General features: G+C 69.6%; 12 protein-coding genes. 7 read left to right on the forward strand and 5 right to left on the reverse strand.

Annotated features, from left to right (window positions below):
• Positions 1-10: 10 nt before the first annotated feature.
• On the reverse strand, positions 11-1540 hold the full coding sequence (locus tag ACFY30_RS20540) for an aldehyde dehydrogenase (NADP(+)) (RefSeq protein ID WP_390846599.1): 1530 nt from the start codon (positions 1538-1540) through the stop codon (positions 11-13).
• Between the two features lie 149 nt (positions 1541-1689).
• Here ACFY30_RS20540 and ACFY30_RS20545 point away from each other — a divergent pair, with 149 nt between their 5' ends.
• The 3 genes from ACFY30_RS20545 (at position 1690) to ACFY30_RS20555 (ending at position 4484) form a co-directional block, all read left to right on the forward strand.
• Entirely contained in the window at positions 1690-2463 is a 774-nt protein-coding gene (locus ACFY30_RS20545; RefSeq protein WP_390656078.1) for an IclR family transcriptional regulator, read from the forward strand.
• A 25-nt stretch (positions 2464-2488) separates the two neighbouring features.
• Positions 2489-2956 (forward strand): GNAT family N-acetyltransferase, encoded by a 468-nt coding sequence (locus ACFY30_RS20550; protein ID WP_390846600.1) that lies wholly within the window; start codon positions 2489-2491, stop codon positions 2954-2956.
• Between the two features lie 79 nt (positions 2957-3035).
• On the forward strand, positions 3036-4484 hold the full coding sequence (locus ACFY30_RS20555; RefSeq protein ID WP_390846601.1) for a peptidoglycan D,D-transpeptidase FtsI family protein: 1449 nt from the start codon (positions 3036-3038) through the stop codon (positions 4482-4484).
• 63 nt (positions 4485-4547) lie between these two features.
• Here ACFY30_RS20555 and ACFY30_RS20560 read toward each other — a convergent pair whose 3' ends face one another.
• Positions 4548-5999 (reverse strand): NCS2 family permease, encoded by a 1452-nt coding sequence (locus ACFY30_RS20560; RefSeq protein WP_390846602.1) that lies wholly within the window; start codon positions 5997-5999, stop codon positions 4548-4550.
• Positions 6000-6295: 296 nt separating this feature from the next.
• Between ACFY30_RS20560 and ACFY30_RS20565 the strand changes: the two genes are divergently transcribed.
• The 4 genes from ACFY30_RS20565 to ACFY30_RS20580 all read left to right on the forward strand — a co-directional run bounded on the left by ACFY30_RS20565 (position 6296) and on the right by ACFY30_RS20580 (position 10385).
• A complete protein-coding gene (locus ACFY30_RS20565; protein WP_390846603.1) occupies positions 6296-6859 on the forward strand; it encodes a SigE family RNA polymerase sigma factor in 564 nt (187 codons plus the stop codon).
• Positions 6856-7740, forward strand: a complete 885-nt coding sequence (locus ACFY30_RS20570) for a hypothetical protein (protein WP_390846604.1) — start codon at positions 6856-6858, stop codon at positions 7738-7740. The genes ACFY30_RS20565 and ACFY30_RS20570 overlap by 4 nt, the downstream gene beginning before the upstream one ends.
• A gap of 96 nt (positions 7741-7836) precedes the next feature.
• Positions 7837-8667 (forward strand): pectate lyase, encoded by an 831-nt coding sequence (locus ACFY30_RS20575; protein WP_390846605.1) that lies wholly within the window; start codon positions 7837-7839, stop codon positions 8665-8667.
• Positions 8668-8699: 32 nt separating this feature from the next.
• The gene (locus ACFY30_RS20580) at positions 8700-10385 is read left to right on the forward strand and encodes a rhamnogalacturonan lyase B N-terminal domain-containing protein (protein WP_390846606.1); all 1686 of its coding nucleotides are present in this window, start codon (positions 8700-8702) and stop codon (positions 10383-10385) included.
• A gap of 62 nt (positions 10386-10447) precedes the next feature.
• Here ACFY30_RS20580 and ACFY30_RS20585 read toward each other — a convergent pair whose 3' ends face one another.
• The 3 genes from ACFY30_RS20585 to ACFY30_RS20595 form a co-directional block, all read right to left on the reverse strand.
• Positions 10448-11602 (reverse strand): right-handed parallel beta-helix repeat-containing protein, encoded by a 1155-nt coding sequence (locus tag ACFY30_RS20585; protein WP_390846607.1) that lies wholly within the window; start codon positions 11600-11602, stop codon positions 10448-10450.
• A gap of 186 nt (positions 11603-11788) precedes the next feature.
• Positions 11789-12586 carry an HAD family acid phosphatase gene (locus tag ACFY30_RS20590; protein ID WP_390846608.1) on the reverse strand — a complete coding sequence of 266 codons (798 nt, stop codon included), beginning with the start codon at positions 12584-12586 and terminating at the stop codon, positions 11789-11791.
• A 108-nt stretch (positions 12587-12694) separates the two neighbouring features.
• Entirely contained in the window at positions 12695-13807 is a 1113-nt protein-coding gene (locus tag ACFY30_RS20595) for a chondroitinase-B domain-containing protein (protein ID WP_390846609.1), read from the reverse strand.
• Positions 13808-13824 lie beyond the last annotated feature (17 nt).

Below are 13824 nucleotides of genomic sequence, written 5' to 3' on the forward strand. Positions count from 1 at the left end.
CCACCCGGGGTCAGCGCTCGAGGCGGTTGTCCATGCGCCGGGGGAGGCCGAGCGGGTTGTCGTCGCGCAGCTCCGGCGGGAGCAGCGCCTCGGGGGCGTTCTGGTAGACCACCGGCCGCAGCCAGCGCTCGATGGCCGTCCCGCCCACGGAGGTGGACGTGGAGGTGGTCGCCGGGTACGGGCCGCCGTGGTGCTGGGCCGGGGCGACCGCGACACCGGTCGGCCAGCCGTTCACCAGGACCCGGCCCGCCAGCGGCGTCAGCTCGGCGAGGATCTCCCCGCCCCGCCCCTGCCCGGCGGCCTCGTCGTCGGAGAGCTGCACGGTCGCCGTGAGGTTGCCCGGCAGCCGCGACAGAACGGCCTTGACCTCGCCCTCGTCCTCGTAGCGGGCCACGACGGTGACCGGGCCGAAGCACTCCTCCAGCAGCAGGTCGTGCTCGCCCTCGGCGGCCAGCCGGGCCGCCGGCACCGTCAGGAAGCCCGCGCTGACGGTGTGCTCTCCGCCCGCGCCGGGCGTCACCGGCGACTCGACGTCGGGAAGCTCCGCGCGCTCGGCGACCCCGGAGATGAAGTTGTCCCGCATCCGGTGGTCGAGCAGGACGCCGGCCTCGGTGTCGCTGACCGCGTCCGTGAGCGACTTGACCAGCCCGTCACCGGCCGCGCCGGAGGGCACGAGGACCAGCCCGGGCTTGACGCAGAACTGGCCGACGCCCAGGGTCATCGATCCGGCGAGCCCGGCGCCGATGGCCTCCGCGCGCTCGGCGGCAGCCGCCTCGGTGACCACGACGGGGTTCAGCGACCCCAGCTCGCCGTGGAAGGGGATCGGCACCGGCCGGGCCGCCGCCGCGTCGAACAGCGCGCGTCCGCCCCGGATGGACCCGGTGAAGCCGGCCGCGGCCACCAGCGGATGCCTGATCAGCTCGACGCCCGCGTCGAAGCCGTGCACGAGACCGACGACGTCCGCGGGGATGCCGTGCGCGGCCGCTGCCGTCCGCAGCACCTTGGCGACCAGTTCGGACAGCCCCGGGTGGTCGGGGTGCGCCTTGACGACGACGGGGTTGCCGGCCGCCAGCGCGCTCGCGGTGTCGCCGCCGGCGACGGAGAAGGCGAAGGGGAAGTTGGAAGCCGAGTAGACGGCGACCACACCGAGCGGCACCTTGTAGCGGCGCAGGTCCGGGACGGGCGGGGTGGCGCTGTCGTCGGGGTGGTTGATGACGACGTCGAGGAAGGCGCCCTCGTCGACGATGCCGGCGAACGCGCGCAGCTGGTAGCAGGTGCGGGCGAGCTCGCCGTTCAGCCGTACCGGGCCGAGCGCGGTCTCGGCGTCGGCGACCTCGACCAGCTGGTCCTTGGCCGTCTCCAGCCTGTCCGCGGCCGTGCGCAGGAAGGCCGCGCGGACGGTGCGGTCGGCGAGGGAGTCCCGGACGGCGTGCGCGGCGCGGACCACGGTGTCCACCTCCTGGGCCGTGGCCTCCACCGCAACCTGTTCACGCTGCTTCCCGGTACGGGGGTCGACACTCCAGACTGGTGCTGCTGCCACCGCGGGTCCCTCCACGCTTGCTTACTGGCCACGTCAGGTACTGGCTCATCCACCAGGGATGTTCGATATACTGAACAGCGTCTCTCATGGTGAATATGCTGTTGGAGACTATAACTTCAGCTTCTCGTCGAACGAAGGGGTCAAGGGCGATGTCGGCTGGCGAGACGGGGGGCGGGTCCCAGGTCAAGTCCGCGGTGCGGACGGTTGAGCTGCTCGAATACTTCGCCGGTCGCCCCGGCATGCACTCCCTCGCGGCGGTCCAGGAGGCCGTCGGCTACCCCAAGTCCAGCCTCTACATGCTGCTGCGCACGCTCGTGGAGCTGGGCTGGGTCGAGACGGACGCCACCGGCACGCGGTACGGCATCGGGGTGCGGGCGCTGCTCGTCGGCACCTCCTACATCGACGGCGACGAGGTCGTCGCGTCGGCCCGGCCGACCCTGGACCGGCTCTCGGACGACACGACGGAGACCATCCACCTGGCCCGGCTCGACGGCACCAACGTCGTCTACCTCGCCACCCGCCAGTCCCAGCACTATCTGCGCCCCTTCACCCGCGTCGGCCGCCGGCTGCCCGCCCACTCCACGTCCCTGGGCAAGGCGCTGCTGAGCACGTACACCGACGAGCAGGTCCGCAAGATGCTCCCGGAGACGCTCCCGGCGCTCACCGAGCACACGATCACGGACCGCGAGAAGCTCATCGAGGAGCTGCACCAGGTCCGCGAGCAGGGCTTCGCCGTGGACCGCGAGGAGAACACCCTGGGCCTGCGCTGCTTCGGCGTGGCGATCCCGTACCGCACCCCGGCCCGGGACGCGATCAGCTGCTCGGTGCCGGTGGCCCGGCTGACCCCGGCGCACGAGCAGTTGGTGAAGGACGCCCTGTTCGACGCGCGGGACCGGCTGACGCTGGCGACCCGCCGGCTCTGAGCCGGACGGACGTAGGCTCTGGGGCATGGAGATCGCCCTGCGCCCGGTCCACGACAGTGATCTGCCGGTGTTCTACCGGCAGATGAACGACCCCGAGGCCCTTCGGATGGCCGCGTTCACCCCGGAGGACCCCGCCGACCAAGCCGCCTTCGAGGCCCACTGGAAACGGGTCAGGTCCTCCGCCCTGGTCCGCACGGTGCTGGCCGACGGGGACGTCGTGGGGCACGCGGCGGTCTACGGCGAGCCCGGCGAACGCGAGGTCACGTACTGGGTGGACCGCGCCTACTGGGGGCGGGGCGTGGCGACGGCCGCGCTGCGCGCCCTGCTCGCCGAGGTGCCGGAGCGGCCGCTGTACGCGCGGGCGGCGGCGGACAACGCCGGCTCCCTGCGGGTGCTCGGCAAGTGCGGGTTCCACCTGACCGCGCGGGCCACGGGGTACGCCGCGGCGCGCGGCGAGGAGATCGACGAGGTCGTGCTGCGGCTGGAGAACTGACTCCGCCCCGATGAACATACGATGAGAAAGCCGGGCGGATGGAACGATCCCGTTCGCCCCGCTCGTCTTCCTGGTCGCAATGAACAAGACGATCAGGCGCGCCTCGGTCTTCGCGCTGCTGCTGGTGTTCGCCCTGCTGATCCGGGCGACCTGGGTGCAGTTCTACGAGGGCCGGGCACTCGCGGACGACACGGACAACCGGCGCAACGCGATCGAGACGTACGCGGAGCCGCTCGGGAACATCATCGTGGCCGGGAAGGCCGTCACCGGCTCCGCCGCCACCTCGGGCGGCGACCTCAGATACAAGCGCACGTACACCGACGGCGAGCTCTACGCGGCGGTGACGGGGTACGCCTCGCAGGCCTACGCCCCCACCCAGCTGGAGGGCATCTACGCCGACCTGCTCAACGGGACGGACAGCCGGCTGAAGACCGTGATGGACACGGTCACCGACCGGCGCGCCGACCCCGGCGACGTGATCACGACGATCGATCCGGACGTGCAGAAGGCGGCGTACGACGCGCTCGGCGACAAGAAGGGCGCGGCGGTCGCGATCGATCCGGCGACCGGCGAGATCCTCGCGGTCGTGTCGACGCCGTCGTACGACCCGTCCTCGCTCACCGACGCCAACACCGCCGGCACGGCCTGGAAGAAGCTGAACGCGGACTCCGGCAAGCCGCTCGTCAACCGGGCGCTGCGGCAGCCGCTGGCACCGGGTTCGACGTTCAAGCTGGTGGTGGCGGCGGCCGCGCTGGAGGACGGGCTGTACTCCTCGGTGGACGAGAGGACGGACAGCGAGGACCCGTACACGTTGCCGGGCACCCGGACGGTGCTGAAGAACGAGAACACCTCCGCGCCCTGTGAGAACGCCTCGATCCGGGTGGCGCTGCAGTACTCCTGCAACAACGTGTTCGCGCACATGGCCGTGCAGCTGGGGCAGGACAAACTGAAGGCGATGGCGGAGAAGTTCGGCTTCAACGACGACGGCCAGGACGTGCCGGTGCGGGCGTACCCGAGCGTGTACCCCTCCGGCATGGACGAGTCGTCCACGGCGCTGACCGGCATCGGCCAGTTCGACGTGACCGCGACGCCGCTGCAGATGGCCATGGTGTCGGCCGCGATCTCCAACGGCGGGGAGCTGGTCGCGCCGCACATGGTCGCGCAGATCACCGACAGCGGTGGTGACGTGCTCGAGGACTACGACGACGAGGCGTCCACCACACGGATCGTCAGCTCCTCCACCGCCGAGCAGCTGCAGTCGGCGATGCAGACGGTGGTGGAGAAGGGGACGGGCACCAACGCGCTCATCGACGGTGTCACCGTGGGCGGCAAGACGGGCACGGCCCAGAACGGCGAGAACAACAGCAAGGCGCCGTACGCCTGGTTCACGTCGTACGGGAAGGCCGACGGCAAGGAGGTGGCCGTGGCGGTGGTGGTGGAACAGTCGGACGCGGCCCGGTCCGAGGTCAGCGGTAACGGGCTGGCCGCCCCGGTCGCGAGGGCCATGATGAAAGCGGCCCTGGGTTAGCCCGTCCAGGGCGGGCCGCGCGGCCGGCCACGGCGACACCCGCACCGGCCGCGCGGCGACCTCTCACTTCACGCCCAGGATCTGCTCGACCGGGTCGATCGCGAAGTACACCACGAACAGCGCCGAAGCCCCCCACAGCAGCCAGTGGACCTCCTTCGCCCTGCCGAGAACCGTCTTGATCAGGACGTAGGCCAGGAACCCCGCGCCGATGCCGTTGGTGATCGAGTAGGTGAACGGCATCACGGCGATGGTGAGGAACGCCGGGACGGCGATCTCGTACCTGTCCCAGTCGATGCTCTTGACCTGGGTCATCATCAGGAAGCCGACGGCGATCAGGGCCGGGGCCGCCGCCTGGAGCGGGACGATGGTCAGGAGCGGGGTCAGGAACAGGGCGAGGCCGAACAGACCGCCGGTGACCAGGTTGGAGAAGCCGGTGCGCGACCCCTCGCCGACGCCGGCCGCGGACTCGATGTAGGAGGTCGCGGAGGACGAGGAGGCCGCGCCGCCGGCGACCGCGGCCGCGCCGTCGATCAGCAGCACCCGGCCCAGGTGGGGCACCTGGCCCTTCTCGTCCAGCAGTCCGGCCTCCGCGCTGATGCCGACGACCGTGCCCATGGTGTCGAAGAAGTCGGACAGGAGGAGGGTGAAGACCAGCAGGACCACGGTGATGACGCCGGTCTCGCCGAACGCGCCGAACAGGCTGAAGTGTCCGATCAGGCCGAAGTCGGGGGTGTCGACGAGCCGGTCGGGCCAGGACGGCGTGGTCAGGCCCCAGGACTTGATGTCGGCGAGGGAGTTGACGACGATCGCGAGCACGGTCATGGTCACGATGCTGATCAGGATCGCGCCCTTTACCTTGCGCGCGAGCAGCGCGACGGTCAGCAGCACGCCGAGGCAGAAGACGAGGACCGGCCAGCCGGAGAGGGTGCCGGTGCCGCCGAGCTGGACCGGCACCGTGGTGTTCGCGGCGTCGGGGATCCGGCTGACGAAGCCGGCGTCGACGAAGCCGATGAAGGCGATGAACAGGCCGATGCCGACGCTGATCGCCTGCTTCAGCGGCTGCGGGATGGCGTGCATGACGGCCTCGCGCAGGCCCGTCACCACCAACACGCAGATGAGTAGGCCCTCCAGGACGATGAGCCCCATCGCGTCGTCCCAGCTCATCAGCGGGGCGATCTGGAAGGCGACCACCGCGTTCAGGCCGAGGCCGGCGGCGAGGGCGAGCGGCAGGTTGCCGCCGACGCCCATGACGATCGTCATCAGCGCGGCCACCAGGGCGGTGGCGGTGGTGAGTTGGACGGTGTCCAGGGAGTGGCCGAACTTGTCCTTCGCGCTGCCGAGGATGATGGGATTCAGGACAAGGATGTAGGCCATCGTGAAGAACGTGGCGAAGCCGCCGCGTATCTCCCGGCCGAAGGTGGAGCCCCGTTCGGAGATCCTGAAGAACCGGTCGATGCCGTTCACCGCAGGTGGCGGTGCGCTCGAGGTGGCGGCCACCTTCTTCGTCTCGGACATGACGTACTGCTCCTCGCTGCCTGGAAGAACGGTCTGCGGATGCTGGCTGGATTGTTCCCCCGTCGAACCCTCCTCAGGTTTTCGCCGTGTTACGGAATCGGGCTGCGTCCCAGCTCGGGGTGCCCCATGATGTTCGAACCCCAGTACCAGAGCATGCGGATGATCACTGCTACGCTTCCGGATCTCGTCCCGACTCCTCCTCGGGACATCCCCATGTCATTCACATGACAGGCACAGTCATGCACCGCCGGCGCCTTCGTACAGGTGCCGAAAGACGCACCGAGAAGAGGTCACCCGTGGGCACAGTCGTCGACGACGCCGCCTCCGTGGAATTCCATGCCTTCTTCGATCGCCACTACGCCGAACTGGCCCGTCTCGCCCACCTCCTGACCGGTGAGGCGGACGCCGCCGACGACCTGGCGGCGGACGCGCTCCTCGCGCTGTGGAACCGCTGGGACCGGGTGCGCGCGGCCGACCATCCGGTGGCGTACGCCCGTGGCGTCGTCGCCAACCTGGCCCGCACCCGGATCCGCAGCGCCGTCCGCGAGCGCCGCAGAATCGCCCTGTTCTGGTCGCAGCGCGAGGAGAAGTCGGAGAACCCCGATGTGGCGGGCGTGGTGGACGTCCAGTCCGCGCTGCGTAGACTCCCCTTCCGCAAACGGGCCTGCGTGGTGCTCCGGCACGCCTTCGACCTCTCGGAGAAGGACACCGCGCTCGCCCTCGGGGTCTCGGTCGGTACGGTGAAGAGCCAGACCTCGAAGGGAATGGCCGAGTTGCAGAAGCTGCTCGGCGCCAAGGGAGCTCCTCTCAAGGTGCATGCGATGGCCCGCACCGGCGAGGCCTCGGGAAGGGACCGATGACCATGCAGCGGGACGTGCACGACGGACTGCGCGCCCGGCTGCACGAGGCGGCCGAGGCGTACGAGCCGAACCGGGAGCGCATCCTCGCCCGGGTCGAGCGCGGCATGGCGGGCGAGGTGACGGGCCAGGACCGGCGCGCGCACCGCGCGACCCGCCCGCCGGTCTGGGGCTGGACGCGGATCGTGGGCGCCACGGCAGCGGTCGCGGGCATGCTCGCGGTCGGTGGCTACGCGGTGGCGTCCGCGGTGAAGGACGACACGTCGTCGCCGCAGACGGTCGCCGTCTCCTCGCCGCCGGTGGAGTCCCCGGACGCGACGAGCCGGCCGCCGGCCTCCCCGAAGGCCACCCCGAGCTCCGGGTCCGGCGGTGACACCGGGAAGACGGCGAAGCCGAGCGGTTCCCCGACGCCCTCCGCCCCGGCGAGGTCCTCCGCGCCGGCCGTCGCCCTGCTGCCGGGCACCGACGACGATGACGACGGGCCGCTCTGGTCGGACGGCTCGGTGGATCCGCACAGCAACGACTTCTGGGCGCAGAGCAACGTCACGCTGAAGGCTAAGCAGGAAGTGACCGCGCTCACCGTGCAGCTGAGGATCGCTCAGACCGGCGGGGTCTCCTCGGCCGGGGCCTGGCGCTCGCTGCCCGAGGACGACTTCACGCTCACGGTCACCGAGCAGGACGGTTTCCTGGTCTACACCTGGGTGCTCAAGGAGGGCCGTACGGTCCCCGCGGGCGAGTGGGTGTTCGCCGGGCAGTACGACCACGACCGCGGCGGCCGGGACGCCGCCGGCGACAGCTACGTCATCACCGGCGAGTCGGACGCCGAGGCCCGCTTGCTGGGCGGCGACTTCGCCTCCCACGACGCAAACGACGGCGACTCGTAGAAGACCTCACAAAAAACTTCCGGCACAGCGGCAACCCCTTCCTCACCGGTGGCGACCACACAGCGCAAGAGTCACCACCATCTGAGGAATCGGTACATGACTGCTTCAGCACAGCCGCGCGTCCGGCACCGCCGCAAGGTCACCAAGCGGCGGGCGCTCATCGCGGGCTCCACCGCTCTGGGCCTCACCGGCGCGGCGGTCGTCACCACGACGCTGCTGTCCTCGGCGGGTGCCGCGACCGCCTGGCCCACGGCCACCGGCAGCAAGGCCGTCTCCTCGACGATCAAGGTCTCGGGTACCTACGACGGCGGGCTGCGGAAGTTCTTCGGCAAGGGCGCGCTGGGCACCTCCGACCAGGACGAGTCGCAGGGCGCGCTCTTCGAACTGGCGGACGGCGCGGTCCTGAAGAACGTGATCATCGGGACCCCGGCGGCGGACGGCGTCCACTGCAAGGGCTCCTGCACGCTGCAGAACGTGTGGTGGCTGGACGTCGGTGAGGACGCGGCCAGCTTCAAGGGGACGTCGTCGTCGGCCGTGTACAAGGTCGTCGGCGGTGGCGCGAAGAACGCCGACGACAAGGTGCTGCAGTTCAACGGCGCCGGCAAGCTGACCGTGACCGGCTTCCGGGTGGAGAACTCCGGCAAGCTGGTGCGCTCCTGCGGCAACTGCAAGACGCAGTACAAGCGCACGATCGTGCTGAGCGACATCGACGTGGTGGCCCCCCTCAAGGCGATCGTCGGCGTCAACGCCAACTACGGCGACACCGCCACCCTGTCGAAGATCCGCATCCAGAACGACCCGAAGAAGAAGGTCAAGACCTGCGTGCGCTTCAAGGGCAACAACACCGGCAAGGAGCCGACCGAAATCGGTACGGGTGCGGACGGAACCACCTGCGTCTTCTCGTCATCTGCCATCACGTACAAGTGAGTGAACCTTCAAAGAACCACGGAGCAGCCCCCATGAGCACGCACAGGAGACGACACCTCACGCGCCGACGCGTGCTCGGAGCCTCCGCGATCGGCGTCGCCGCCACCGGCGCCGCCGTCGCGGGCGGGGCCGGCCTGCTCTCGTCGGCGTCCGCCGCGTCCTTCGGTTACCGGGACGACGGCAAGGACTACGTCGTCGACACCGGGGCCTCGCTCGTCTTCAAGGTCTCCAAGACGACCGGCGACCTCACCTCCCTCGTCTACAAAGGCAAGGAGTACGAGGGGTACGGCGGCAAGCACTCGCACGTCGAGTCCGGCCTCGGCGCCTCCACGGTCACCGTCAGGCAGTCGGGCTCCACGATCCTGGTCAAGGTCGTCCACGGCGCGATCACCCAGTGGTACGCCGCCCGCAGCGGCCAGAACAACGTCTACCTGTGGACGGACAAGGCCGACGCCTCCTTCACCGCGACCCGGTACATCGTCCGTCTGAAGCCCGGCCTGTTCCCCAACACCGGCCCGGACTCCTGGATCGAGGCCTCGGACACGATCATCGAGGCGGGGGACGTCTGGAAGCGGGCCGACGGCACCACTCACTCCAAGCACTACTCGGGCAAGCGCACCATCGACTACGACCACGTGGGCTTCACGACGGGCTCGGTCGGCCTGTACCTGGTCCGCTCCGGCCACGAGAAGGCCTCGGGCGGCCCCTTCTACCGCTCCCTGCTGCGCCACTCCAACGACAAGGGCGCGGGCCTCTACGAGATCCTGCACTACAACGAGGCCCAGACGGAGCCGGAACGGTTCGGTCTGCAGGGTCCGTACGTCCTGGCCTTCACCGACGGCGGCTCGCCCTCCCCGTCCCTCTTCCACGACCGGCTGGACACCTCCTGGGTGGACGGCCTCGGCATCACCGGCTGGGTCGGCACGGCGGGGCGCGGCAAGGTGGCGGGCGTGGGCCTGAAGGGCATGGACGCGAAGTACGCCTACACGGTCGGCTTCGCCAACAAGGACGCCCAGTACTGGGCGAGGGCGGCGGCCGGTACCGGCGCGTTCTCCTGCAAGGGGATGCTGCCCGGGACGTACACGCTGACCGTCTTCAAGGGCGAACTGGCCGTGCTGACCCGGGAGGTGAAGGTGACGGCAGGCGCCACGACCAGCCTGCACACCCTCTCGATCACCGGCGACCCGTCCGCGGCGAAGACGCTCTGGCGCCTCGGCGACTGGGACGGCACGCCCGGCGAGTTCAAGAACGCCGCGCTCATGACGTACGCGCATCCGTCCGACGCCCGCGCGGCCAAGTGGACCGGCAACGTCACGATCGGCGGCGAAGACCCCGCCACGTCCTTCCCGGCGTACGTCTGGAAGGACGTCAACGACGGTGTCCTGATCTACTTCAGGCTGACGAAGGAGCAGGCGGCGGCCGCGCACACGCTCCGGATCGGTGTCACGGACGCCTTCGCGAACGGCCGCCCGCGGGTAACGGTGAACGACTGGGTGTCGGCGGTCCCGGCGGCCCCCGCGCAGCCCGCCACCCGCTCCCTCACCACGGGCTCGTACCGGGGCAACAACCACACGTTCACCTACAGCGTCCCGGCGAGCGCCTGGAAGACGGACGTCTCGCAGTACAACGTCCTGAAGCTGAACATCGTGAGCGGTTCGAGCGGTACGGCGTTCCTGAGCCCGGGCACGTCCTTCGACTGCGTCGACCTGCTGGCCTGAGCCCCTCTCCGGCCGGCAGCGGAAGGCCCCCGCCCTTGGTCAGGCGGGGGCTTTTTCGCCGCTCAGTTCATGGTGGAACCGATCGTCGTCGACCCGGTGGTCAGAAACGTGGTCGCCGGCAGCGAACCGTCCGACGTCCGCGCCCCGTACGCGGTCGTGGCGTCCTTGGAGACGAACGACGGCGTGGACACCCCGCTGTCCCAGTTGTTGGCGGCCGACACGGTCGACGAACCCCGCTTGGACAGCCCGCCCTTGTTGCTCACCGCGAGGTTGCGGGCGAGCCGCGCCTTGCCGGTGGCGAAGTAGAAGCCGGCCTCGGTGTTGGAGTACGCGGTGTTGCGGTTGAGGACGATCGCGCCGGTGTTGGAGTTCTCGGTGAAGCCGTTCAGCGTGTTGTCCCAGGCCGCGTTGTTGTTGACGACGTGCGCGACGGCGACGCCCCCGCCGCCCAGCTTGAAGCCGTTGCCGTTGCCCTCGAACGCGGAGTCGTTCCAGCGGTTCTTGCCGTTGCCGAAGGCCCAGGAGTGCTCGACGGTGACCGGCGTGGAGAACTGCCACAGGTCGAGGCCGTCGTCGGAGTTGTTGTAGAGACGGGCGCCGGTGATCTTGTTGCCCTTACCGGAGCCGAACTTGATGGCGATGCCGTCCGCGTTCTGGCCGTGCCCGGCCGCGTCGTAGTTGCCGTGACTGTCCAGGTTCTGCACGAGGTTGCCGACGGTGTCGTCGCCGCGCAGGGTGAACCCGGAGTCCCCGTTGCCGGCCGTGACCAGGTTCTTGAAGACGCCGCCGGTGGACGAGGTGACGACGAATCCCTGGGCCGGGGAGTTCTGGAAAGTGAGGTTCTGGACGGTCCAGTAGCTGCCGTAGATCCCGGCCAGCCAGGAGCCGGCGGCCAGCTTGGAGCCGTCGATCCTCACCTTCTCGCTGCCGTGGGCCTGGAGCGTGATGCGCGACGAAACGGTGCCGCTGGCCGTGGACTTGAGGGTGGCCGTCGGATAGTACGTGCCGCCGCGCACCTGGATGACGGTGCCGGCGACCGCGTTCTTCACGGCCGACTCCAACTGCGCGGTGGTGGAGACGGTGACCGTCGACGACGCGGCCTGGGCGCCGCCGCCCGACAGGCCGAGGTGGACCCCGCCCGCTCCCGCGGCGAGCGCCACAGCGGCGGCGATCGAGAGGGTCCGCGTCCTGCGGTGGCGTCCGGTGCTCAAACGCACGGGCGTTCCTTTCACGTGGGGCTGAGGAGAGGAAACGGGCCGGAGGGGCCGCCCCGCCCGTTTCCGCACACCAGTCGCCACCGTGACCGGAAAGGGTTGCCGCACCCCGCGAAAGAGATCGAGATCTTTCGCCGGGTGCGGCACGCTCGCCACCGGCCACCACCCGGCGGCCGACGCGACGGATCGTCAGCTGACGTAGTACGTCGGGTTCGGGAGCTTGTAGGTGCGGTCGGCGTAGCCGCCCTCGAGGTCCGAGTACTGGTCGCCGAAGTTGGCGATGATCTCGTACCCGAGGTCCTTCTCGATGTGCTTGCGGGTGCCCGACTTGTACTGGACGGTGGTGCAGGTCCAGCTGCCCGGGGTGGCGCAGGCGCTCAGGTAGGCCGGCGGGTTGGCCGCGTCCTTGAGGAAGACGTGGTCGGTGTCGAGGTTCACGTCGGCCCCGACCTTCTTGAGGTTGTCGACGGCCGAGACGCGCTGCGACTCCTTCAGGCCCGAGTTGTAGAAGACCTCGACGCCCTTGGACTCGGCGTACCGCACCAGCTCGGGGCTGCCGAAGACGGCCGGACGGTCCGCCTTGGCCACGTACTCGGCCCATGTGGTCGAGTTGTAGGTGTAGTTGGTCTTCTTCTCGTAGTCGAGGCTGAGCAGCAGCGTGTCGTCGATGTCGAAGACGACCGCGGGCTTCTCCCCCTTGTGGCGGGCCTTGCGGGCCGCCTGGTCGATGTACTTCTTCGCGGCCTTGTCGAGAACCGCGAGGTCCTTGGCGTACGGGCTGGTCGGCGACGCCTGGTAGACGCCGCCGGCGTCCAGCGTGGTGCCGTAGTAGGTGTCGATGTCCTTCACCAGGAGCCCGATGTTGTAGGGCTCGTGGGTGGAGTTGGCCGTGGACTGGCCGGCCGTGGCCGCGCCGGCGCCGTAGAGCGCGGCCCCGGCGACGGCACAGGCGGCGGTGAGGGCCGCGATGCGCAGTGGCTTATGCATGACAGGTTTCTACGCGCGTCACGCGGTCGAGCGCGAGACCCGTTGCCCGATCGATACCCCGTGTCGGGCAAAAAACGGGTCAAGCGCCCGGGACGGCCGGCCCGCGCATCAGTCCATCGTCGCTCCGATCGTCGTCGAACCCGTCGTCAGGAACGTGGTCGCGGGCAGGGTTCCGCTGGAGCTGCGGGCGTTGTAGGTGGTGGAGGCGTCCGTCGATCTGAAGGCCGGCGTGGAGACGCCGCTGTCCCAGTTGTTGCCGGCGGAGACCACGGAGGAGCCCTTGCTGACCAGGCCGCTGCCGTTGCTCACGGCCAGGTTCTTGCCGAGGCGGGCGGAGCCGGTGGCGAAGTAGTAGCCCCACTTGCTGTTGGCGTAGGCGGTGGTGCGGTTGATGACGATCGCGCCGGTGTTGGAGTTCTCGGTGAAGCCGTTGCCGGCGTTGCCCCAGGCGGCGGAGTTGTTGACGACGTGGGCGACGACCTCGCCGTCGCCGCCGAGCTTGTAGCCGTTGCCGTCGCCCGCGAAGGCGGAGTCCGACCAGCGGTTGACGCCGTTGCCGAAGGACCAGGTGTGCTCGATGGTGACGGGCGAGGAGAAGGACCAGAAGTCGATGCCGTCGTCCGAGTTGTTGTAGAGGCGGGCGCCGGTGATGAGGTTGCCGGTGCCCGAGCCGTACTTGACCGCGATGCCGTCCGCGTTCTCGCCGTGGTTGGCGGCGTCGTAGTGGCCGTAGGAGTCGATGTTTTTGACGGTGTTGTTGACCGTTCCGTCGCCGGTGAGGGTGAAGCCGGAGTCTCCGCCGTTGATGGTCTTGATGTTGTTCCAGACCGTGCCGGTGCAGGACTGGCAGACGACCGCGCTGTCCGGGGAGTTCTGGAAGGTGATGTTGGAGACGTTCCAGTAGTCGGCGGTCAGCTTGAAGATCCAGTCGCCGTCGGGGAGCGACGAGCCGTCGATCTTCACCGTCTCCGAGCCGTACGCCGTGAGCGTGACCGGGGACGAGGAGGTGCCGTTGGCCGTGGACTGGAGGGTGGCCGTCGGGTAGTAGGTGCCGCCGCGGACCTGGATGACCGTGCCGGCGGTGGCGTTCTTGAGGGCGTTGGAGAGGTCGGTGGAGTTGCTGACGACCACGGTCGCGGCCTGCGCCTGGGTGGGCAGGCCGGCGAGTCCGGCGCCCAGGGACAGGGCGGCGAGGGCGGTGAGAGCGGTACGACGAGACATGGAGTGCGGTCCTTTCT

The sequence above is a fragment of the Streptomyces sp. NPDC000345 genome (genome assembly GCF_042898825.1).
GTDB lineage: Bacteria > Actinomycetota > Actinomycetes > Streptomycetales > Streptomycetaceae > Streptomyces.

What these genes read in the sequence shown, in the direction of transcription:
- ACFY30_RS20555 (WP_390846601.1), top strand. Translation starts at nt 3,036, where the DNA reads ATGAACAAGACGATCAGGCGCGCCTCGGTCTTCGCGCTGCTGCTGGTG.
- ACFY30_RS20580 (WP_390846606.1), top strand. Translation starts at nt 8,700, where the DNA reads ATGAGCACGCACAGGAGACGACACCTCACGCGCCGACGCGTGCTCGGA.
- ACFY30_RS20590 (WP_390846608.1), bottom strand. Translation starts at nt 12,586, where the DNA reads ATGCATAAGCCACTGCGCATCGCGGCCCTCACCGCCGCCTGTGCCGTC.
- ACFY30_RS20545 (WP_390656078.1), top strand. Translation starts at nt 1,690, where the DNA reads ATGTCGGCTGGCGAGACGGGGGGCGGGTCCCAGGTCAAGTCCGCGGTG.
- ACFY30_RS20595 (WP_390846609.1), bottom strand. Translation starts at nt 13,807, where the DNA reads ATGTCTCGTCGTACCGCTCTCACCGCCCTCGCCGCCCTGTCCCTGGGC.
- ACFY30_RS20560 (WP_390846602.1), bottom strand. Translation starts at nt 5,999, where the DNA reads ATGTCCGAGACGAAGAAGGTGGCCGCCACCTCGAGCGCACCGCCACCT.
- ACFY30_RS20575 (WP_390846605.1), top strand. Translation starts at nt 7,837, where the DNA reads ATGACTGCTTCAGCACAGCCGCGCGTCCGGCACCGCCGCAAGGTCACC.
- ACFY30_RS20570 (WP_390846604.1), top strand. Translation starts at nt 6,856, where the DNA reads ATGACCATGCAGCGGGACGTGCACGACGGACTGCGCGCCCGGCTGCAC.
- ACFY30_RS20550 (WP_390846600.1), top strand. Translation starts at nt 2,489, where the DNA reads ATGGAGATCGCCCTGCGCCCGGTCCACGACAGTGATCTGCCGGTGTTC.